Origin of the sequence: Sphingomonas sp. UBA978, assembly GCF_002292295.1 — a bacterium.
Taxonomy (GTDB): domain Bacteria; phylum Pseudomonadota; class Alphaproteobacteria; order Sphingomonadales; family Sphingomonadaceae; genus Sphingomonas.
The window spans coordinates 12,992-33,824 of record NZ_DBBS01000012.1 but is presented as its reverse complement, the minus strand read 5'-3'; the positions used below and the strand labels follow the sequence as shown (position 1 = coordinate 33,824).

21 protein-coding genes are annotated in these 20,833 nt (G+C 69.0%); 19 read left to right on the top strand and 2 right to left on the bottom strand.

The features are described from left to right. Window positions 1-118: 118 nt before the first annotated feature. The 3 genes from dnaJ to B2515_RS05750 all read left to right on the top strand — a co-directional run bounded on the left by dnaJ (window position 119) and on the right by B2515_RS05750 (window position 2,779). Window positions 119-1,243, top strand: a complete 1,125-nt coding sequence (gene dnaJ, locus B2515_RS05760) for a molecular chaperone DnaJ (RefSeq protein ID WP_293874689.1) — start codon at window positions 119-121, stop codon at window positions 1,241-1,243. A 139-nt stretch (window positions 1,244-1,382) separates the two neighbouring features. Beyond that, window positions 1,383-1,820 carry a TM2 domain-containing protein gene (locus B2515_RS05755; protein WP_293874687.1) on the top strand — a complete coding sequence of 146 codons (438 nt, stop codon included), beginning with the start codon at window positions 1,383-1,385 and terminating at the stop codon, window positions 1,818-1,820. Between the two features lie 440 nt (window positions 1,821-2,260). After that, the gene (locus B2515_RS05750; RefSeq protein WP_293874685.1) at window positions 2,261-2,779 is read left to right on the top strand and encodes a thioredoxin family protein; all 519 of its coding nucleotides are present in this window, start codon (window positions 2,261-2,263) and stop codon (window positions 2,777-2,779) included. 77 nt (window positions 2,780-2,856) lie between these two features. Here B2515_RS05750 and purB read toward each other — a convergent pair whose 3' ends face one another. Then, window positions 2,857-4,170, bottom strand: a complete 1,314-nt coding sequence (gene purB, locus B2515_RS05745) for an adenylosuccinate lyase (protein WP_293874684.1) — start codon at window positions 4,168-4,170, stop codon at window positions 2,857-2,859. 214 nt (window positions 4,171-4,384) lie between these two features. On the opposite strand from purB, the gene B2515_RS05740 reads away from it, so the two are divergent. Continuing rightward, window positions 4,385-4,864 (top strand): EF-hand domain-containing protein, encoded by a 480-nt coding sequence (locus B2515_RS05740; RefSeq protein ID WP_293874683.1) that lies wholly within the window; start codon window positions 4,385-4,387, stop codon window positions 4,862-4,864. 75 nt (window positions 4,865-4,939) lie between these two features. Here the strand turns inward: B2515_RS05740 and radC are convergent, their stop codons facing one another. After that, window positions 4,940-5,656 carry a RadC family protein gene (radC, locus tag B2515_RS05735; protein ID WP_293874682.1) on the bottom strand — a complete coding sequence of 239 codons (717 nt, stop codon included), beginning with the start codon at window positions 5,654-5,656 and terminating at the stop codon, window positions 4,940-4,942. Between the two features lie 74 nt (window positions 5,657-5,730). Between radC and B2515_RS05730 the strand changes: the two genes are divergently transcribed. The 15 genes from B2515_RS05730 to recO all read left to right on the top strand — a co-directional run bounded on the left by B2515_RS05730 (window position 5,731) and on the right by recO (window position 20,818). Then, the gene (locus tag B2515_RS05730; RefSeq protein WP_293874681.1) at window positions 5,731-8,874 is read left to right on the top strand and encodes a YdbH domain-containing protein; all 3,144 of its coding nucleotides are present in this window, start codon (window positions 5,731-5,733) and stop codon (window positions 8,872-8,874) included. 17 nt (window positions 8,875-8,891) lie between these two features. Continuing rightward, the gene (locus tag B2515_RS05725) at window positions 8,892-9,095 is read left to right on the top strand and encodes a YnbE family lipoprotein (RefSeq protein ID WP_293874679.1); all 204 of its coding nucleotides are present in this window, start codon (window positions 8,892-8,894) and stop codon (window positions 9,093-9,095) included. A 1-nt stretch (window position 9,096) separates the two neighbouring features. Next, the gene (locus B2515_RS05720; RefSeq protein ID WP_293874678.1) at window positions 9,097-9,468 is read left to right on the top strand and encodes a YdbL family protein; all 372 of its coding nucleotides are present in this window, start codon (window positions 9,097-9,099) and stop codon (window positions 9,466-9,468) included. 140 nt (window positions 9,469-9,608) lie between these two features. Beyond that, window positions 9,609-9,929: an AtpZ/AtpI family protein gene (locus B2515_RS05715; protein WP_293874676.1), complete on the top strand. Its 321-nt coding sequence runs from the start codon at window positions 9,609-9,611 to the stop codon at window positions 9,927-9,929. Window positions 9,930-9,964: 35 nt separating this feature from the next. Continuing rightward, on the top strand, window positions 9,965-10,756 hold the full coding sequence (locus tag B2515_RS05710) for a F0F1 ATP synthase subunit A (RefSeq protein ID WP_293874674.1): 792 nt from the start codon (window positions 9,965-9,967) through the stop codon (window positions 10,754-10,756). Window positions 10,757-10,799: 43 nt separating this feature from the next. Then, window positions 10,800-11,027, top strand: a complete 228-nt coding sequence (locus tag B2515_RS05705) for a F0F1 ATP synthase subunit C (RefSeq protein WP_038662560.1) — start codon at window positions 10,800-10,802, stop codon at window positions 11,025-11,027. Window positions 11,028-11,092: 65 nt separating this feature from the next. Further along, window positions 11,093-11,587, top strand: coding sequence for an ATPase (locus B2515_RS05700; RefSeq protein WP_293874673.1), 495 nt, complete (start codon window positions 11,093-11,095; stop codon window positions 11,585-11,587). Further along, window positions 11,580-12,212: a hypothetical protein gene (locus tag B2515_RS05695; RefSeq protein WP_293874672.1), complete on the top strand. Its 633-nt coding sequence runs from the start codon at window positions 11,580-11,582 to the stop codon at window positions 12,210-12,212. Before B2515_RS05700 ends, B2515_RS05695 begins: the two co-directional genes overlap by 8 nt. A 212-nt stretch (window positions 12,213-12,424) precedes the next feature. Continuing rightward, on the top strand, window positions 12,425-12,745 hold the full coding sequence (locus B2515_RS05690) for a DMT family transporter (protein ID WP_293874670.1): 321 nt from the start codon (window positions 12,425-12,427) through the stop codon (window positions 12,743-12,745). A 74-nt stretch (window positions 12,746-12,819) separates the two neighbouring features. Next, window positions 12,820-13,272 (top strand): hypothetical protein, encoded by a 453-nt coding sequence (locus B2515_RS05685; protein WP_293874668.1) that lies wholly within the window; start codon window positions 12,820-12,822, stop codon window positions 13,270-13,272. Between the two features lie 67 nt (window positions 13,273-13,339). Further along, the gene (gene uvrC / locus B2515_RS05680; RefSeq protein ID WP_293874666.1) at window positions 13,340-15,262 is read left to right on the top strand and encodes an excinuclease ABC subunit UvrC; all 1,923 of its coding nucleotides are present in this window, start codon (window positions 13,340-13,342) and stop codon (window positions 15,260-15,262) included. An 83-nt stretch (window positions 15,263-15,345) separates the two neighbouring features. After that, window positions 15,346-18,144, top strand: a complete 2,799-nt coding sequence (locus B2515_RS05675) for a DUF3857 domain-containing protein (RefSeq protein ID WP_293874664.1) — start codon at window positions 15,346-15,348, stop codon at window positions 18,142-18,144. Between the two features lie 63 nt (window positions 18,145-18,207). Then, entirely contained in the window at window positions 18,208-19,158 is a 951-nt protein-coding gene (locus B2515_RS05670) for a polysaccharide deacetylase (protein ID WP_293874662.1), read from the top strand. Beyond that, window positions 19,155-20,036, top strand: coding sequence for a GNAT family N-acetyltransferase (locus tag B2515_RS05665; RefSeq protein WP_293874660.1), 882 nt, complete (start codon window positions 19,155-19,157; stop codon window positions 20,034-20,036). The genes B2515_RS05670 and B2515_RS05665 overlap by 4 nt, the downstream gene beginning before the upstream one ends. A 53-nt stretch (window positions 20,037-20,089) precedes the next feature. Then, a complete protein-coding gene (gene recO / locus B2515_RS05660) occupies window positions 20,090-20,818 on the top strand; it encodes a DNA repair protein RecO (RefSeq protein ID WP_293874658.1) in 729 nt (242 codons plus the stop codon). Window positions 20,819-20,833 lie beyond the last annotated feature (15 nt).

The window sequence follows — 20,833 nt, the reverse complement described above, 5'->3', positions numbered from 1 at the left end:
GGAGAGGGTCGGGGTGAGGGGGCGGGGTCTCGCAGAGAGACCGGTCTCGGCGAGACACCGCCCCTCTCCCAAACCCTCTCCCCGCGGGGAAGAGGGCTCAGGGCTATAAGGGCCGGGCATGAGCACCACAGTCGATTACTACGAACTGCTCGAATGCGAGCGCACCGCGGACGGCGCGACGCTCAAGTCGTCGTATCGCAAGCTCGCGATGAAGTATCATCCGGACAAGAACGCCGGGTGCAAGGACAGCGAGTCGCGCTTCAAGGCGATCAGCGAAGCCTATGACGTCCTGAAGGACCCGCAGAAGCGGGCGGCTTATGATCGCTACGGCCACGCCGCGTTCCAGAACGGCGGCGGCGGTGGCGGCGGCGCGCAGGATTTCAGCGGCTTTTCCGACATTTTCGAATCCGTGTTCGGCGAATTCATGGGCGGCGGTCGCGGTGGCGGCCGGGGCCAGCAGCGCCGCGGCGCCGACCTGCGCTACGACATGGAGGTCACGCTCGAAGAGGCGTTCCACGGCAAGCAGACCGAGATTACCGTCGACGTCTCGACGCAATGCGACACCTGCCACGGATCGGGCGCCAAGCCCGGCACGCATGCCTCCACCTGCCGCCAGTGCAACGGCCATGGCAAGGTGCGCGCGCAGCAGGGCTTCTTCGTGGTCGAGCGCGCCTGCCCGGTGTGTCAGGGCGCGGGCGAGATCATCGCCGATCCATGCACCGACTGCCGCGGCGAAGGGCGGATCGACAAGACCAAGACGCTGAGCGTGACGGTGCCGCCGGGGGTCGATGAGGGCACGCGCATCCGCCTGTCCGGAGAAGGCGAGGCGGGACCGCGCGGCGCGCCCGCGGGCGACCTGTATATCTTCCTGCACGTCTCGCGGCATGCGCTGTTCGAACGCGAGGGCACGACTCTGTTCGCGCGCGCGCCGATCAGCTTCACCACCGCATCGCTGGGCGGCGCGCTGTCGATCCCCGGGCTCGACGGGCGGACGCACGAGATCAAGATCCCGGCGGGCATCCAGTCGGGCAAGCAGTTGCGCCAGCGCGGCGCAGGCATGCCGGTGCTGCAGGGGCGCGGGCAGGGCGATCTGGTCATCCAGATCGACGTCGAGACGCCGACCAAGCTGTCGGTGCGCCAGCGCGAACTGCTCGAACTGTTCCGCGAAACCGAGACGGGCGACGAATGCCCGGCGAGTCAGGGCTTCTTCGCCAAGCTGAAGGGCGTGTTCGCGGCGGAGTGATGCCGGCCCTCGCGCCCGGCGGCCGATCGCACCGATTCGGCGTGTCGGTTGGCTAGGACACCTTGCGTTGGCGGTGGGGATCGCCACAATGTGCCGCTCGAACGACCGGGGGACTTGCATGCGCGGACAGGTGTTGGGTGTGGATACGCGAACCGGCGAGGGGCTGGTCGCGGGCGATGACGGCCAGCGTTATCGCTTCACGCCCGAGGATTGGGCGCAGCGCGGCGAGCCGGCGATCGGGATCAAGGTGGATTTCGAGGCGGAGGGCGACCGGGCGCTGAGCGTCTTTCCGATGCCGGAGGTCGCGGGGACGCGGCAGGTCGCGGCGCCGGCACCCGTCCATGAGCCGGTCAACGATCGCAACAAGTTCGTCGCGGCGGCGCTCGCCTTCGTGCTTGGTACGCTCGGCGTCCACCGTTTCTATCTGGGGCGGACGGGGTCGGGTATCGCCATGCTGGTGATGAGCATCACCGTCGTCGGGCTGCTCGTGACCGGGCCATGGGCGTTCGTCGACATGATCCGCTATCTCATGATGTCCGAACGCGAATTCGCTGCACGCTATCCGCGCAAGGCGTGATCGTCGGCCGATGACCCGGCCAAGCCGCGCCCCCTTGCCCGGATGGGCGCAAAGGGCGGGCGGGCCGATGGGTCAGAAGGTGGAGATAATCACCCCGACCACCAGCGCCTGAGCCGCGATCGCCAGCATGCTGCTGGCTGCGGTTTCGAACATGCGCATGGAAGGTCTCCAATACCGGAGGAATATCCGGTAAGCGCGATTTGATGATTGTTGCTCGATGGCGCAATATTATTGCTTGCATGCAGGGATGCGTTTCACGCAACTGTAACATTCGGGGCCTGCCGCCTGGGCCCATGTCGGCACAACGCTTTGCCCGCCGACCCAGCCCCGTGAGCCTGCCAGCAGCCGGACAAGCTGTGCTTCTGGGTCGCGCAACATGGCAAGGCTTGTCAGGTGCGCTGCACGGCTCTCTACTCCCACAATTCCAATCGGAGATCGTCATGCCCCGTCTGATGCCGTTCGTCGCCGCGCTTGCCGTCGCGCTGCCGTCGCTCCCGCTCGCCGCCGCGCCGGTCGCGGCGCCGCGGGTGTCGGTCGCGACCTTCGACCAGCTGCCGCAGCCGTTGCCGCTGCCCTATGATGCGACCGCCAATGCCGGGGCCGCCGTCGCGGCGGCGAAGGCGCGGGCGCTGAAGGGGCACAAGAAGCTGCTGATTGATCTCGGCGGCAATTGGTGCCTCGACTGCCGGCTGCTGGCCGGCGTGATGCACCTGCCCGCGATGCACGGCTTCATCGCGCGCCATTATGAGGTGGTGACGGTGGATATCGGCCGGTTCGACAAGAATCTGGCGATTCCCGCGCGGTACGGGATCAAGGGGCGGCTGGCGGGCGTGCCGGCGCTGCTGATCGTCGATCCGAAGACCGACCGCGTGGTCAATGCCGGGCGCGAGACGGCGCTGGCGGACGCCCGCTCGCTGTCGCCGCAGGGCTTGGCGGACTGGCTGGCGCAATGGGTGTGACGAAAGACGTCTGATGTGCGCGCAGGCGCGGAGACGGTCGTGACCGTTTCCGCGCCTGCACGTGAATCTTCCCTCGATCAGGCGCCGAACACGCGGGCGAAGATCGTGTCGACGTGCTTGAGGTGGTAGCCGAGGTCGAATTTCTCCTCGAGCTGTTCCGGGGAGAGCGCGGCGGTGACCTCCGCGTCGGCCTTGAGCAGGTCGAGCAGCGACAGCTGGCCGTCCGATTCCCACACCTTCATCGCGTTGCGCTGGACGAGGCGATAGGAATCCTCGCGGCTGACGCCCGCCTGGGTAAGCGCGAGCAGCACGCGCTGCGAATGAACCAGGCCGCCCATCTTGTTGAGATTCTTGTCCATCCGCTCCGGGTAGACGAGCAGTTTGTCGATCACGCCGGTGAGGCGGGCGAGCGCGAAGTCGAGCGTGATCGTCGCGTCGGGACCGATGTAGCGCTCGACCGAGGAGTGCGAGATGTCGCGCTCGTGCCACAGCGCGACATTCTCGAGCGCCGGCGTCACATAGCCGCGGACCATGCGGGCGAGGCCGGTGAGGTTTTCCGTCAGGACGGGATTGCGCTTGTGCGGCATCGCCGACGAGCCCTTCTGCCCGGGCGAGAAATATTCCTCGGCTTCGAGCACTTCGGTGCGCTGGAGGTGGCGGACCTCGGTCGCGAGCCGTTCGATCGAGCTGGCGATGACGCCGAGTGTCGCGAAGAACATCGCATGGCGGTCGCGCGGGATGACCTGCGTCGAGACGGGCTCGACCGACAGGCCGAGCTTGGCGGCGACATGTTCCTCGACCGAGGGATCGATGTTGGCGAAGGTGCCGACCGCGCCCGAGATCGCGCAGGTGGCGATATCCGCGCGCGCGGCGATCAGGCGGGTCTTGCAGCGGTCGAACTCGGCATAGGCCTGCGCCAGCTTGAGGCCGAAGGTGACGGGTTCGGCGTGGATGCCATGGCTGCGGCCGATCGTCGGCGTCATCTTGTGTTCGATCGCGCGGCGCTTGAGCACTGCGAGCAGGCGGTCGAGGTCGGCGAGCAGGATGTCCGACGCCTGCGCGAGCTGTACCGCGAGCGCGGTGTCGAGCACGTCGGACGAGGTCATGCCCTGGTGCATGAAGCGCGCCTGGTCGCCGACATTGTCCGCGACCCAGGTCAGGAAGGCGATGACGTCATGCTTGGTGATCGCCTCGATCGCGTCGATCGCGGCGACGTCGATTGCGGGACCAGTGTTCCACCAAGTCCACAACGCCTGCGCAGCTTCCCTCGGCACGACACCCAGGTCGGCGAGCGCGTCGGTGGCATGCGCCTCGATCTCGAACCAGATGCGGAAACGGTTCTCCGGCGTCCAGATCGCAGACATCTCGGGGCGGGAATAGCGGGGGACCATGATGTTCCTTCGTCCTGATGGGCGCACGGCTCGTCGTGGCCGTTTCGGCACGACTCGCGGATTTCTGCGGGCGACGTAGCAGCGTGGCGGGCCGGTCACAAACCCGGTGGTGCGGAACCATTGCAACCAACAGATCATTTCCCATCTCAAGTAAGCGCGGCGGACGGTGTAATCGTTGGTCGCAAGGTTCACGAAGAACGATGGGAGACAAGCAATGCTGAAATATGCTCTTCTCGCCGGAGTGATGACGATCGCTGCACCGGCTCTGGCGCAGACCCAAACCAATACTGTACCACAGACGACGACTGCTCCGGCGCAGGTGCCGGATGGTTCGCCGGTCACCGACCCGCAGGCCTCGCCGGCGACGCCGATGGATTCGGCGCCGGTGACGACGACCGACGGCACCGCGATGCAGAGCGCCGCGACGGATCCCGCCGAGGGCGGCGATCAGGTCGCGACGGTCGTCCAGACCGAATTCCCGACCTATGACGCCAACAAGGACGGCAAGCTCGAAAAGACCGAGTTCGCCAGCTGGATGGTCAAGCTGAAGCAGGCGAGCGACCCCAAGGCGAGCGCGACGAGCGCCGAGACCAGGTCCTGGGTCAACGCGGCCTTCGCACAGGCGGACAAGGACAAGGACAAGTCGGTGACCCAGCCCGAGCTGGTCGGCTTCCTGAGCCAGGGTCAGTCCTGATCCCGGCCGAGAGTTGAGAAGGGGGCCGTCGGAGCGATCCGGCGGCCCCCGTCGCGTGTCCGCCCGGCGGGCGGATCAGATCAGCCCCTGCGCCTTCAGGCTGACATGGCCGTTGAGGCCCATGATGATATGGTCGTGCACCACGATCCCCATCGCCGCGCCGGCGGTGGCGATGGTGCGGGTGATGGCGATGTCGGCGCGGCTGGGGGACGGATCGCCCGAGGGATGGTTGTGGACGAGGATGATCGCCGCCGAGCCGAGGTCGATCGCGCGGCGGATCACCTCGCGGACGTGGACGGCGGCCTGGTCGATCGACCCTTCGCTCATCACCTCGTCGCGGATCAGCATGTTGCGGGTGTTGAGGTGGAGCACGCGGAACCGCTCGATCGCGTGATGCGCCATGTCGGCGCGCAGATAGTCGAGCAGCGCCTGCCAGTTGGCCAGCACCGGCCGCTCCGCCACCTCCGCCTTCAGTAGCCGGATCGCGATGGCATGGGCGATCTTGATCGCGGCGGCGGATCTGTCGCTGATCCCCTTCACGCGGGTGAGCGCGGCGGCATCCGCGGTCAGCAGGCCGCCGATCCCGCCGAACTCGCGCAGCAGCGCCTTGGCGATCGGCTTGGTGTCGATCCGCGGGATCGCCAGCATCAACAGATATTCGATTAGTTCATGGTCGAGCAGTGCATCGCCGCCGCCGTCGAGCAGCCGGCCGCGCAGCCGCTCGCGATGACCGGCGGTATCCTCCGGCAGCATCGGGACGATCGCGTCCGGCAGGAGCGGCAAGGTCGACATCGGACCCAAGTCTAGGGCCGGTCCAGGGCGGGCGCAATTGCGCCGGGGCGCCGCGTCCGGCTATGGTGGCGCGAATGGCCGAGGGCGTTGACCAGTCGAGCGATACGCCCCCCGCACGCCCGCGTCGCAGGCCGCAGCTGGGTCGCGTCCGCGTACCGCTCGTCATCGCGCTGGTGGCGCTGATCGCGCTGATCGGCGTGTGGGGCGCGCGCAAGCCGATCGCGACGCGGGTCATCGACGGCGAATTGCGCAAGCGCGGCGTCGTCGCCCGCTATGACGTCGCCGATCTGGGAATCGGCCGGCAGCGGCTCACCAATGTGGTGATCGGCAATCCTGCGGCGCCCGATCTGGTAGCGGACTGGCTGGAGGCGGAGACGCGGGTCGGGCTGGACGGCGCCAGCATCGTCGGGGTACGCGCCGGGCATGTCCGGCTGCGCGGGCGGCTGGTCGGCGGGCAGCTGTCGCTCGGCGAGCTCGACAAATTGATGCCGCCGCCATCGGGCAAGCCGTTCGCGCTGCCGGCGCTGCATGTCGACGTCGCGGATGCGCGAATGCGGCTGGAGACGCCGGCGGGGGTGATCGGGCTCAAGCTGGCCGGGACGGGGCGGCTCGACGATGGCTTCGCCGGCACGGTCGCCGCGGTCAGCGACCGGCTGGCGAGCGGCACTTGCGTCGCCACCGGGGTGCAGGCGGCGGTGCGGGTGACGATCGCCGACGCCGCGCCGCATTTGGTCGGGCCGGTGCGCGCCGCGCAGGCGACCTGTGGCGGCATGCGGGTCGCACGGCCCGGGATCGATCTCGACGCGCGGCTGACCCCGGCGCTGACCGGCTGGCGCGGGTCGGCCCGCGTCGCGACCGGCGCGCTGCGCGTTGACAGGGCGGGAATTGCTACCGCGCGCGGGACGATCGGATTCGACGGCAATGCGACGAGGACCGAGGGCGCGATCGACCTGAATGCGACCGGCGGCGTTGCATCCGGCAATGGGGCCGATCGGCTGCGCGTGCAGGGCCGCTACCGGATCGGTAGCGAGCAGCTGTTCGCCGGTACCCTGAGCGTCGGTGGCGGCAGCGTCGCGCCGGCGCTGCTGACGGCACTGGCGCAGCGCGGTGTCGGCGACGGTACGCCGGTGGGGCCACTGGTCGCGGCGGCGACGCGGGCGGCACGGCTGGCGGCGCAGCGGTTCGACGGCAGCGCGGCGCTGACCGCGCGACTGGCGGGCGACGCGGGGCAGGTGCGGGTGACGCGGGCCGATCTGTCCGCGGCAAGCGGCGCGCGGCTGCGCATCGCCGGGGGCAGCGGGCTGGCGCTGGCCTGGCCCGATGCGCGCGTCCGGATCGACACGCGGCTGGCGCTGTCGGGCGGCGGGTTGCCGGCGGTGACGCTGGCGCTGGCGCAGACGCGGGTCGGCGCGCCGGTGCGGGGGCAGGGGGTGATGGCGCCATATGCCGCCGGGTCGGCGCGGCTGGCGCTGGCGGACCTGTCGTTCTCGGCGACGCCGGGTGGCGCGACGCGGATCGTCACGCAGGCGCAGCTGTCGGGTCCGCTGGGCGACGGGCGCGTCGACGATCTGGTCGTGCCGCTCGACGTGCGCTGGAACGGCCGCGGCACGCTGATCGCCAATCCCGCCTGCACGCCGCTCGCGATCGGACGGCTGGCGGTGGCGGGGCTGACGCTCGATCCGCTGCGCACGACGCTGTGTCCGTCGTCGGGGGCGATGCTGACGATCGCGAACGGGCGGCTGGGCGGCGGCGTGCGCCTGCCGGCGACCCGTCTGACCGGGCGGCTTGGGCAGACGCCGCTGACGCTCGCGGCGAGCGGCGCGCAGCTGCGGCTGGGTGATCAGGGCTTCGTGCTGGCGGGCGTCGCGGCGCGGCTCGGCAGTCCGGAGCGGGTGACGCGGATCGACCTCGGCACGCTGACCGGACGGATCGCGGGCGGCGCGGTGGCGGGGACGTTCGCAGGCGGATCGGGGCAGATCGCCAACGTGCCGCTGCTGCTCGGCGTGGCGGCGGGCGACTGGTCACTGCGCGGCGGCGTGGTCGCGCTGACCGCGGCGATGACGGTCGACGATGCCGCACCCGACCCGCGCTTCCGCACGCTGGCGGTGCGCGACGTCGGCTTCCGCCTCGCCGATGGCGCGATCGCCGCGGCGGGGACGCTGTACGAACCGACACGCAACGTGAAGGTCGCCGACGTCCGCATCGGCCATACGCTCGCCTCGGGCAGCGGCACGGCCGATATCGCGGTGCCGGGGATCGCCTTCACCGAACAGTTCCAGCCCGAGCTGCTGACCCGCCTGACCGTCGGCGTCATCGCCGAGGTGCGCGGGAGCGTCACCGGCGCGGGGCATATCGGCTGGACCGCGCAGGGCGTCACCTCGACCGGGCAGTTCGCGACCAAAGATACCGCGCTCGCCGCCGCGGTCGGGCCGGTGAGCGGGATCACCACCAGCGTGCGCTTCACCGACCTGCTGGCGCTGGAAAGCGCGCCGGCGCAGGTCGCGACGATCGGCACGATCAACCCGGGGATCGCGGTGACCGACGGGACGATCACCTATCAGTTGCTCGCCGACCAGCGCGTGCAGATCGACAACGGGCGCTGGCCGTTTGCGGGCGGGACCATGACGCTGCTGCCGACGACGCTCGATTTCGCCGAATCCGGCGCCCGGCGGATGACGTTCCGGCTCGACGGGGTGCAGGCGCGGCAGTTCCTCGGCCAGTTTGACTTCAAGAACCTCGACGCGACGGGGGTGTTCGACGGCGAGCTGCCGATGATCTTCGATGTCGAGGGCGGACGGATCGAGAACGGGCGGCTGGCGGTGCGGCAGGGCGGCGGGGCGATCGCCTATGTCGGCGACCTGACGCAGAAGGACTTGGGGATGTGGGGCAATATCGCATTCCAGGCGCTGAAGTCGCTGCGCTACCGCAATCTGACGATCGGGATGAACGGACCGCTGGCGGGCGAGATGGTCACCGAAGTGCGCTTCGCCGGCGTGTCGCAGGGCGAGGGCGCGACGAGCAATTTCATCGTCCGCCGGCTGCAGAAGCTGCCGTTCGTGTTCAATATCCGCATCAAGGCGCCGTTCCGCGGCCTGCTCGATTCGGCACAATCCTTCTACGACCCCAGCCGGCTCATCAAACGCAACCTGCCGACGCTGCTGGAGCGGCAGAAGGCGACTCCCCTCATTCAGCCCCCCGCAAGCGGACAGGTGCCATGAACGAAACAGGATTGAACATGTCGGGACGAATCACGACCTTGGGATGGATGATGGGCATGGCCGGAATCGGGCTGGCGACGACGTTGGGCGGATGCATCAACGTGTCGGCGCCGGACAAGCCGATCGAGATCAACCTCAACATCAGCGTCACGCAGGAAGTGGTCTATCGTCTCGACGGGGAAGCGAAGTCGCTGATCCAGCAGAATCCGGGGATTTTCTAAGATGAAGACGGTCATGATGATGTTCGCCGGCGCGGTGGCCCTCACCGGCCTGTCCGCCGCGGCGATGGCGCAGCGCGATCCGGCCTATGCCGCCGCGCGCGAGGCGAAGCAGGTCGGCGAGCAGCCCGACGGCTATCTGGGCGTGGTCAGCGGCGGTCCGGCGGTGCAGGCGCTGGTCCGCGACATCAACATCAAGCGCAAGGCGGCCTATACGGCCAGCGCGCAGGCGAGCGGATCGACGGTGGAGCAATTCGCCTTCACGAGCGGCTGCAACCTGGTGGCCAAGGTCGGGCAGGGCGAGATGTACAAGACGCCGTCGGGCCAGTGGAAGGAGAACAGCGGCACGCCGGAGCTCGACGGGCGCTGCAAGTAACGCCCTGATCCGCCCCGCGCGGCGCGGGAACGGGGTGGTTGACACCCCGGCACCCCCCACCTAAACGGACCTCGCCTTGGCGGGATCGCTCGCCCTACGCGTTTTCTCCCCCGGCTGAACGATACAGGCGAGGATGGCGCGTGGCGGACGAGGATACCGGACGAGACTTCACCAGCGCGGACGATCCGCGGCTTTCCGCGCTCGACGAGCGGCTGAAGGAAGCCCGGCATCAGGAAGCGTTGCGGACGGGGCAGGGGGCGCCGACGGCCGATGCGGGATACTCGCTCGGCAATCGCGTGCTCGCCGCCCTGATCGGAAGCCTCGTCGGCAGTGCTCTGATCGGCTGGTGCATAGACCGCTGGTTCGGCACGACGCCCTGGGCACTGATCGTGATGCTGTTCCTCGGAATCGCTGTCGCGTTCAGGCAGATCATTCGGATTGCAGGCGAGCGCCCGGAATAACCGGGCGTTTGTCGTATCAGGGAGCGAAGGCCCAAGTGGCGGCAGAATCGGGCAGCAAGATCGATCCGATGCACCAGTTCCTGATCGAACCTTTGTTCGGTCGGCATTGGGTCGTCGCGGGTTACGACATCTCGTTCACCAACTCCGCGTTGTGGATGGTCATTACGCTTGTCAGCTTGTGGCTTTTCATGTTGGGTGGGATGAAGCGCGAGCTGGTTCCCGGCCGCTGGCAGGCCGCGGTGGAGGGGTTCACCGGCTTCGTCTCCAACATGCTGACGTCGAACATCGGGCCGCAGGGCAAGCGCTTCGTCCCCTATGTCTTCTCGTTGTTCATGTTCATCCTGTTCGCCAACATCTGGGGCCTGACCCCGGTCGGCGTCGTCCCGGGCTGGCATCCGTTCACGATCACCAGCCACCTGACCGTCACCGGCGTGCTGGCGATCATCAGCTTCGGAATCGTCCTGATCGTCGGCTTCGGCAAGCATGGCTTCCACTTCTTCAGCCTGTTCGTGCCGCACGGCACCCCCGCGCTGATGATCCCGCTGATCTTCGTCGTCGAGCTGATGAGCTTCCTGGTGCGCCCCTTCAGCCTCGGCCTGCGACTGTTCGTCGCGATGACCGCGGGGCATATTCTGCTCAAGGTGCTGGCGGCGTTCGTCATCAGCGGCTTGAACCTCGGCATCGGTTACGGCCTGCTCGTTTCGCTGCCCAGCTTCCTGCTGATGATCGGCATCACGCTGCTCGAGCTGCTGGTCGCTGCGATCCAGGCCTATGTCTTTGCGCTGCTGACGAGCGTCTATCTGAACGACGCCGTCAACCTGCACTGAGTTTTACGTTCCAACCAACTGAATTTGATACGGGAGTTTTGAAATGGACGCAGAAGCCGCCAAGATGATCGGTGCCGGTCTGGCCGCGATCGGCATGGGCCTCGCCTCGCTCGGCGTGGGCAACGTGTTCGCCAAGTTCCTCGAGGGCGCGCTGCGCAATCCGGGCGCCGCGGACAGCCAGCAGGGCCGCCTGTTCATCGGTTTCGCGGGCGCCGAGCTGCTCGGCCTGCTCGCCTTCGTGACGATGATTATCCTGCTGTTCGTCGCCTAACTATCGGGTTCCACGCCGGGCGTCTCGCGCCCGGCGGGTGAATCGGGTCGCGTAAAAGGTCTTCAATGCCTCAGATTTCGCAGATCGCCGCCACCTACGCCTCGCAGATCTTCTGGCTGCTCATCACGTTCGGCATCCTGTATTTCGGGATCGGCAAGATGATGGTGCCACGGGTCATCGCGACCGTGGACGCGCGTGAAGGCCAGATCGCGGCCGACCTTGCCGCGGCCGAACAGGCCCGCCTTTCCGCCGATACGGTGGAAGCGGCGTGGCGCCTGAAGATGGACGAGGCGCGCGCCGCCGCGCTCGCCGAAACCAGCGCCGCCAAGGTGCAGGCCGCCAAGGCGTCCGAGAGCCAGGTGAAGTCCGCGGATGCGGAGCTCGCCGAACGGCTGGCGCACCACGACCTCGCGGTCGGCAATGCCAAGGCCCATGCGATGCTCAACCTCCAGACCGTCGCCGCGGAAGTGGCGCAGGAACTGGTGACCAAGGTGTCGGGCCTGACCGTCGGCATCGATGCCGCCGCGGATGCGGTGCGGAGGACCAACGCTCATGGCTAATCCAGCGAGCAACACCGTTGCGGCGAACCTGGCGGATGCCGCGTCGTCGGAAAACCTGCAGCCGCGCGACGTGCGCGACGGCAGCCAATTGACCGCCAACGTGTCCGAACCGGGTGCCGAGCATGTCGCCGAGGCGACCGCGCTGGGCTTCAACACCACCGGCTGGGTGGGCATCGCGGCGCTGGTCGTGCTGGTCGGCATGCTGATCGTCAAGGTGCCGGCGAAGATCGCCGCGACGCTCGACAAGCAGATCGCCGGCGTGCGGGCGCAGCTCGACGAGGCCAAGGCGCTGCGCGCGCAGGCCGAGGCGCTGCGTGCCGAATATGAGGCGAAGGCGAAGGCCGCCGAGGCCGATGCCGCAACGATGCGCCAGCATGCGCAGCAGGAAGCCAACCAGATCATCGCCAAGGCGAAGCACGACGCGGAAGAGCTGATGGCCCGCCGCGCCAAGCGCGCCGAGGACAAGATCGCGGCGGCCGAGCGCAATGCGATCGCCGAGGTCCGCGCGATTGCCGCCGACACTGCGGCGAAGGCGGCGGCGGTGCTGATCGCCGAGCATCACGATGCCGGCGCCGACAAGGCGATGATCGACCGTTCGATTTCGGGCCTGAACCGGCTGAACTGAGTCCCGATCCTCCCCGCCACGGAGAGGACGGTCGCCGGCCCGGCCGGCGTGGAGGGAACTCTCCACACGCGGCATCGTTTGCCGCAATTCCCCTTCGTCGGCGCCGGTGCGCCGCGCCCTCCCCGGGCCGGGGAGGATCGCCTTTCTGACAGCGTCTCTTCCCGGGTTTCCGGCGCTGTAGTGTCATCCGAGCCCGCTCTGGAGTCAGCTCCATGCCGTGGGTCATCCTCGCCGTCGCCGTGTTCACCGAAATCTGCTGGGCGTTGAGCCTGAAATGGGCGGCGACGCTGGCGACGTGGCAGGCGTCGAGCGTGCCGATCATCCTGTCGTTCGTGAACATGGGCCTGCTCGCGCTGGCGATGCGCGGCCTGCCTACCGGGACGGCCTATGCGGTGTGGACCGGCTGTGGCGCGGTCGGCGTCATCATCGGCGGCATGCTGCTGTTCGGCGACCGGGTGAGCGTGGTGCAGGCGGGCTTCATGGCGCTGACCGTGATTGGCATCGTCGGCACCAAGATGTTCGCGCAAGCCTGAGCTTTCCCGCGGCGACCGGCGTGCTACACAGGCGGCCGTCCGCCGCCCCGCGGACGCTGGGCGAGGTGGTTGCGATGTCGATCCTGCTTTCCGTGTTGCTGATCGGCGGTCAGGCGCAATCCCCCTCCGCTGCGGCAGCCGCCGCCGACCGGTTCGCGCTCGACCTGCCGGTGGACGACAGCGTCGCCGAGCCGGCCGAGCCGGCGCCCGTGCCCGCATCGACCGAGCCGGTGGTCGTCCCGCCCGCCGCGGCCGGCGGTTTCTCGCTCGACACGCCGATCGCGGCGCTGATCGCCGATCCGCGCGCGAAGGCGATTCTCGACCGCGACGTGCCGGGATTGAGCGAAGACGAGAATCTGCCGAAGTTCAAGGCGCTGTCGCTGCGCAAGCTGGCGCCGCTGAGCGGCGGGCAGATGTCTGCGGCGCTGCTGGAGAAGGTCGCGACCGATCTGGCGGCGATCGGCGGGAGCGCACCGCCACCCCCGAAGAAGGTCGAAGTGCGGCGGGCGCTGCCGAGTGGGCGCTGAACCGGCGAGAAAGCGTTAGCGACGCTGGCCCCTAGCCTGCACCTGCCGCGACTCCTACATGGCGGGGATGTCGTCCTACGGTCCGCCCGATCGATTCAACGAAGAACGCGCCACCTATACCGTCCGCGGGTCCGATACGCCGGATCTGGAGGCGGGGATCGCCGCGATCCGTAACGTGCTGCAAACGCTGCCGACGCGCTCCGGCGTCTACCGGATGCACGATGCCAAGGGCGACGTGCTGTACGTCGGTAAGGCGCGGTCGCTGAAGCAGCGGGTCGCCAATTACACGCAGGTGAAGGGGCTGACCAAACGGCTGCAGCGGATGATCGCGCAGACCCGGTCGATGACGATCGTCACCACCAACAACGAGGCGGAGGCGCTGCTGCTCGAGGCGCAGCTCATCAAGCGCTACCGGCCCGCGTACAATGTGCTGCTGCGCGACGACAAGTCGTTCCCCTTCATCCTGTTGCGCGGCGACCATGATTTCCCGCGGGTGCAGAAACACCGCGGTGCGCGGCGCGCGGCCGGGAATTACTACGGCCCGTTCGCCAGCGCGGGCAGCGTCAACAACACGCTGAATGCCTTGCAGAAGCTGTTCCTGCTGCGGTCGTGCACCGACGGCTTCTTCAAGACGCGCGACCGGCCGTGCCTGCTCTACCAGATCAAGCGCTGTTCGGCGCCCTGTGTCGGCCGGGTGAGCAAGGACGAGTATAAGGAACTGGTCGACGATTGCCGCGACTTCCTGGGCGGCAAGTCGACCAAGGTACAGGCGAAGCTCGGCGCGCAGATGCAGGCCGCGGCGGAGAATATGGATTTCGAACTGGCCGCGCTGCTGCGCGACCGGCTGAAGGCGCTTACGTTCGTTCAGGGGTCGCAGGCGATCAACGCGGAGGGGGTCGGGGATGCCGACGTCTTCGCGCTGGCGTGCAAGGACGGGACGATGGGCATCCAGGCGTTCTTCATCCGCGGTGGCCAGAACTGGGGGCATCGCAGCTTCTTTCCGCAGCATACCAACGAGGTGCCGGAGGACGAGGTGCTGGCGAGCTTCCTCACCCAATTCTACGAGGAGGTGCCGCCGCCCAAGACGATCCTGCTCGACCGCGACCTCAGCGAAGGCGCGCTGCTCGGCGAGGCGCTGGGCGAGCGCGCCGGCTACAAGGTCGCGCTGTCGGTGCCGCAGCGCGGCGACCGCCGCCGGCTGATGGAGCAGGCGAAGCGCAACGCGATCGAGGCGCTGGAACGGCGGCTGGCGGAGAGCACGACGCAAGCGCGGCTGCTGCGCGAGGTCGCCGACCTGTTCGATCTTGCGGAGCCGCCCGACCGGATCGAGGTCTATGACAACAGCCATATCCAGGGGACCAACGCGCTCGGCGCGATGGTCGTCGCCGGGCCGGAGGGGTTCCGCAAGGGCCAGTATCGCAAGTTCAACATCAAGGGGAACGAGGCGGCGACCGACAGCGACGTCGGCATGATGCGCGAAGTGTTCCGCCGCCGTTTCGCCCGCCAACTGGATGAGGCGCCCGATCGCGATGACGGGACGTGGCCGGACCTCGTGCTGATCGACGGCGGCCGGCCGCAGCTCAATGCGGCGAAGGCGGTGCTGGAGGACCTGGGCATCGAGGACGTGTGCATGGTCGGCGTCGCCAAGGGGCCGCATCACGGCCGCGACGGGCGCGAGGTGTTCCACATGCTCGACGGGCGCGAATTCCAGCTGCCGGTCAACGCGCCGGTGCTCTTCTACCTCCAGCGGCTGCGCGACGAGGTGCACCGCTTCGCGATCGGCGCGCACCGCGACAAACGGTCGAAAGCCATTGGTGCCAGTCCCTTAGACGAAGTTCCCGGCATCGGTCCGGCCCGCAAGAAAGCGCTGCTGATGCATTTCGGCACCGGCCGCGCGGTCCGCAACGCCAGTCTGGAAGACCTGAAGAAGGCGCCGGGCGTGTCGGCGGGGGTCGCACAGCAGGTCTACGACTTCTATCACGCGCGCTGAATCCCGCAGATCTCCGCCGTTTCTCCATTGTCGCTGCACCGCCGGTCGCTAGACTGGTCGCAGTACAGGGGGACAGTGTAGAGATGACGACGCGGCGGCTGGCGCTTTTGGCGCTGTTCGGTTCCACCAGCTGGGCGGCGCATGCCGCGGACAAGGTCATCTACCAGCCCGCACCCGCCTGGGTGAAGCCGGCGCCGGCGATCGATACCGCGGCGATCACGCCCGATTCGCCGGTCCTGCTGCTGCTCGACAACCAGCAGCGGCTGGAGGGTGGCGAGGTCTGGCAATATTCCGACATCGCCTCGCGGATCGCGACGACGGAGATGCTGGGGCAGGCGGGCACGGTGACGCTGCAATGGCAGCCGGCGGCGGGCGACCTGATCGTCCATCGCGCCGAGATCGTGCGCGGCACCGAGCACATCGACCTGTTGACATCGGGCAAGGCGTTCGACGTCCTGCGCCGCGAACGGCAGCTGGAGCAGCGTCAGCTCGACGGCATGCTGACCGCGACGATGGCGGTGGAGGGACTGCGCGTCGGCGACGTGCTGCACATCACCTCGTCGATCACGCGCAAGGATGCGGTGCTGAAGGGGCAGGTGCAGGGCTTTCAGGGCCTGCCCGCCGCGCCGCTGAAGATCGGCTATGCCCGCACCCGGCTGTTGTGGCCGGCGGCCGATCCGGTGCGCTGGCGCTTCTATGCCGATGCGGCCAGGCCGGTGGAGACGACCGCCGGCGGCTATCGCGAGATCACGATCCTGCTGCCGCTCGCCAAACAGCCCGACCTGCCGAACGATGTTCCGGCGCGGTTCCGCAAGCTCACCGTGCTGGAGGCGACCAGCTTCGCCGACTGGGCCGGGGTGTCGAAGGTGATGGCGCCGCTCTATGCCACCGACGGCGTGATCGCGCCGGACAGCCCGCTGGCCGCGGAGCTGGCGAAGATCAGGGCGGCGGATGCCGACCCGATGGTGCGGACCGCGGCGGCGCTGCGGCTGGTGCAGGAACAGGTGCGCTATCTGTTCAACGGCATGGACCAGGGCAATTACCAGCCGCAGAGCCCGGCGCAGACCTGGGCGTTGCGCTATGGCGATTGCAAGGCGAAGACGCTGATGCTGCTCGCGTTGCTGCGCGGGCTGGATATCGCGGCCGAGCCGGTGCAGGCGAACAGCACTCTGGGCGATCTGGTGCCGGAGCGGTTGCCGACGCCGGGCGCGTTCGACCATATCCTGGTGAAGGCGACCGTCGGGGGCGAGACGCTGTGGCTCGACGGCACCGATTCGGGCGCGCGGCTGGCCGATCTGCGCGACGTGCCGAACTTCGGCTGGGTGCTGCCGGTGCGGGCGGATGGCGCGGCGCTGGTCGCGATGCCGAAGCGCCCGCATGCGCGGCCCGACGTCGAGGCGGCGATCGATCTGGACGAAACCGCGGGAGTCGGCCTTCCCGCGCCGGTGACCGCGACGGTGACGATGCGCGGGCGGCTGGCGCAGATGATCCAGGCGGCGCAGGCGCAGGCGAGCACGGACGAGCTCAAGGCGATGGCGGTCAAGATGAGCGAGGGGCTGGTCGGCACCGCCACGATCGTCGACCGCACGCTCGGCTTCGACCCGGTCACCGGCACGGCGACGGTCAGGATCACCGGCGTCGCCTATCCGGACTGGACGCGGACGGACCAGCGGTTCCGCAGCGTGATCGACAAGGTGGTCGGCCAGATGACCTTCGAGCCCGACCGGACCCGCACCGCCTGGGCCGCGCTGCCGGTATCGACCGGCGACAGCGCGCATTATCGCGCGGTGACGCGCATTCGCCTGCCCGATGGCGGCAAGGGCTATACGCTGGAGGGCGACCGAAGCTTCGCCACACCGATGGCGGGCGTCACGCTGATCCGCAGCGTCCGCCAGGAGGGCGGCGTGGTGACGCTGGACGACAGCAGCATCGCGACCGGTATCGAGTTGCCCGCGGCGGAGATCGCGGCCAACCGCGCGGCGATCGCGGCGGCGAAGAATCGGCTGCTGACCATCGTCGCCCCGACCGACCTGCCGGGCCAATATGCGCGGATCGACGCGGCGAAGCGCGCAGGCGGCTTCGCGGCGATGACGGCGCTGTACGATCGCGGTGTCGCCGACGCGCCGGGGGAGGCGACCGCCTATACCAACCGCGCATGGTTCTGGGAGCAGATCTACGACCGGCCCAAGGCGATCGCCGACATCGGCCGCGCGATCGCGATCACGCCGGACGTCGACAGTTACACCTGGCGCGCGCGGCTGTATCAGGAGGGCGGCGACCGGGACAAGGCGCTGGCCGACCTGATCGCGGCGCAGGCCCTCGATCCGTCGTCCGACGCCATCGTGCGGCAGCTGGCGATGCTGCGCGCCGAGCGCGGCGAGAAGGATGCGGCGCTCGACCTCATCCAGCCGCGGATCGACGCCGGCGGCAAGAGCAAGGCGGCGATGATCGCGCTGAAGGCGGACGTGCTGGCGCAAACCGGCGACCGGGATGCCGCGATTCTCGCGATCGACCAGGCGGTGGCGGCGAGCCCCGGCAATCCTCAACTGCTCAACGGTCGGTGCTGGATCAAGGGGACGCTGAACGTCGCGCTCGACACCGCATTGAAGGATTGCACGCGGTCGATCGAGCTGAGCGATTCGACGGTGGCCGCGCTCGATAGCCGGGCGATGGTGTTCTACCGGCTCAACCGGATGGACGATGCGCTCGCCGATCTGAACGCCGCGCTGGACATCGAACCCGATCAGGCAGCGAGCCTGTACATGCGCGGCATCATCCTGGGCAAGCAGGGCAAGCCGGAGGGCAAGCGCGACCTGATCGCCGCGCGCACGATGCGCCCGCGGATCGACGACGACTATAAACGCTACGGCATCGTGCCGTGACCGCCGCGGTGACCGGCGGCGGCCTCTAGCTATTTGTTCATCGACCCGCTGTAGAGCGGGGCGATGGCGACCCCCGTCTTCCTGACCGTCGATACCGAATTCGCCTGGCGGCATCACGCCGCCGGGCTGGATGTCGAGACGATCTATGCGCGCTCGCTGGAGCCGGCGGGGGTGGGGCTGAGCCATCAGCTCGATGTGCTCGCGGCGCACGGGCTGAAGGCGTGTTTCTTCGTCGATCCGATGCCGGCGCTGGTGTTCGGGCTGGCACCGGTGAAGCGCATGGTCGATACGATCCTGGCGGCGGGGCAGGAGGTGCAATTGCACCTGCACCCCAATTGGGCCGGCGCGACGGCGGGCGATCGGGGCGCGAGCTTCGGCCGGTTCCAGATGCACGAATATGCGCTGGACGAGCAGGTCGGGCTGCTGGTCGGCGCAACCGAATTGCTGGTCGCGGCGGGCGCGCCGCAGCCGATCGCGTTCCGCGCGGGGGGCTATGCCGCCAATGCGGACACGCTGCGCGCGCTGGCGGCGCTCGGTTTCGTCTATGACAGCAGCCACAATGGCGGCGAGCGGGCGGAGAGCCGGACCGGCCTGCCGCCGGAGCAGATCGCGCCGGTCCTGCATCACCTGATCGAGGTGCCGGTGTCGGTGATCGAGGATGCGCCGGGGATCTGGCGGACGTTTCAATTGTGCGCGCTGTCGAGTGCGGAGGCGGCCGCGGCGCTCGACCATGCCGCCGCGGAGGAGCATGCGGCGGTGACGATCGTCAGCCATGGCTTCGAACTCGCCAACCGTTTGGGGACGCGGGCGAACGGCGTGCATGTCCGCCGCTTCGACACGCTGTGCCGGTTGCTCGGCGCGCGGCGCGACGAACTGCCGACGATGCATTTCGCCGACCGGCCGGCGTTGCCGCTGGATCGCGACGACCGGCCGCTCGCGGCGAATGCGTTGCGGCGGCGGTTGCGGCAGGCGGAGCAGCTCTGGTCGAACTGGGTCGCGGAGCGCGCGGCATGACCGCGGTGGCACTGCGGTTCCAGATCGGCGCGCGGACGCTGGCGTCGGTCCGGCGGCGGCTGGTCCGGGTCGCGCTGTCGCTCGACGACGTGCTCGCCGGGGCGGTGCCGACGCTGCCGCCGGGCGAGGGGGACGGCTATCTCGTCACCTCGCTGCCGGCGGCGCTGGCGGACCGGGTCGACGGACGGGGGCATGCGGCGGTGGTGCGGCAGCGCTACACGCGATTCTACACCGACCTCGGGATCGGGCATGAGGCCTGGCTTGCCGGCCTGTCGGGCTCGGCGCGCTCGACGCTGAAGCGCAAGACGAAGAAGGCGGCGGCGGCGGGGATGGCGATACGGGCCTATCGCACGCCCGACGAACTCGCGGATTTCTATCCGCTGGCACGGGCGGTGTCGGCGAAAACCTATCAGGAGCGGCTGCTCGATGCGGGCCTGCCGGAGGATGCGGCGTCGGTCGCGCATCTGCACGCGCTGGCGGCGGCGGACGGGGTGCGGGCGTGGCTGTTGTCGATCGGCGGTGCGCCGGCGGCCTATCTGTGCTGCACCGCGCAGGGGACGGCGTTGCGCTACGACCATGTCGGGCATGACCCGGCGTTGAACGACCTGTCGCCGGGGACGGTGCTGCAGGCGGCGGCGATGCGCGACCTGTTCGGCGACCGCTTCGCGCGGTTCGATTTCACGGAGGGCGAGGGGCAGCACAAGCGGTTGTTCTCGACCGGCGGGGTCGATTGCATCGACCTGCTGCTGCTGCGGCCGACGCTGGCGAACCGCGCGACGCTGGCGGCGCTGACCGTGTTCGACGGGGCGATGGCGCGGGCGAAGCGCGCGACGCGGCATCCCGCGCTGACGGCGCTGGCGAAGCGAGTCCGGCGCTGATCCGGCCCTGATCCGGAGATGGCGGGGGGCGGTTCGGGCGCTATATCGGGCATATGCACCTGAGCGCAGAAGCCATCGTCCTCGCCGTTCGCGCGCACGGGGAGCATGGTGCGGTGGTGCGGGCGCTGACCCGCGGAGACGGCGTGCAGCCCGGTTACGTGCGCGGCGGGCGATCGCGGCAGATGCGGCCGGTGTTGCAGCCCGCCAATGCGATCGCGGGCGAATGGCGGGCGCGGACCGGCGAGCAGCTGGCGGCGCTGACGATCGAGCCGCTGCACAGCCGCGCCGCGCTGCATGGCGAACCCTTGCCCGCCGCCGCGCTGGCCTGGGTGACCGCACTGACCGCCGCGGCGCTACCCGAGGCGCAGCCCTATCCCCGCATCTACGATGCGCTGGGCGGGGTGCTCGACGCGATCGAGGCGGCGCCGACGGCGCGGGGCTGGGCGAGCGCGCTCGCCCGCTACGAACTGCTGCTGCTTGCCGAACTGGGCTTCGGCCTCGACCTTGGCACCTGCGTCGTCACCGGTGGCGGGGAGGACCTCGCCTTCGTCAGCCCGCGCAGCGGCGGGGCGGTGTGCCGGGGGGCGGCGCATGGCTATGAGGAGCGGCTGTTCGCGCTGCCCGCGTTTCTGGCCGGGGGCGGGGCGGCGGGCTGGCCCGATATCCTCGCCGGTCTGGCGATCACCGGGCATTTCCTCGCCCGCGACCTGCTGACCGATCGCCGGGCGGAGCCGCTGGTCGCGCGCGAGCGGCTGGTGGCGATGCTCAAGCGGGCGGGGTGAAAAGGGCGGTTGCGT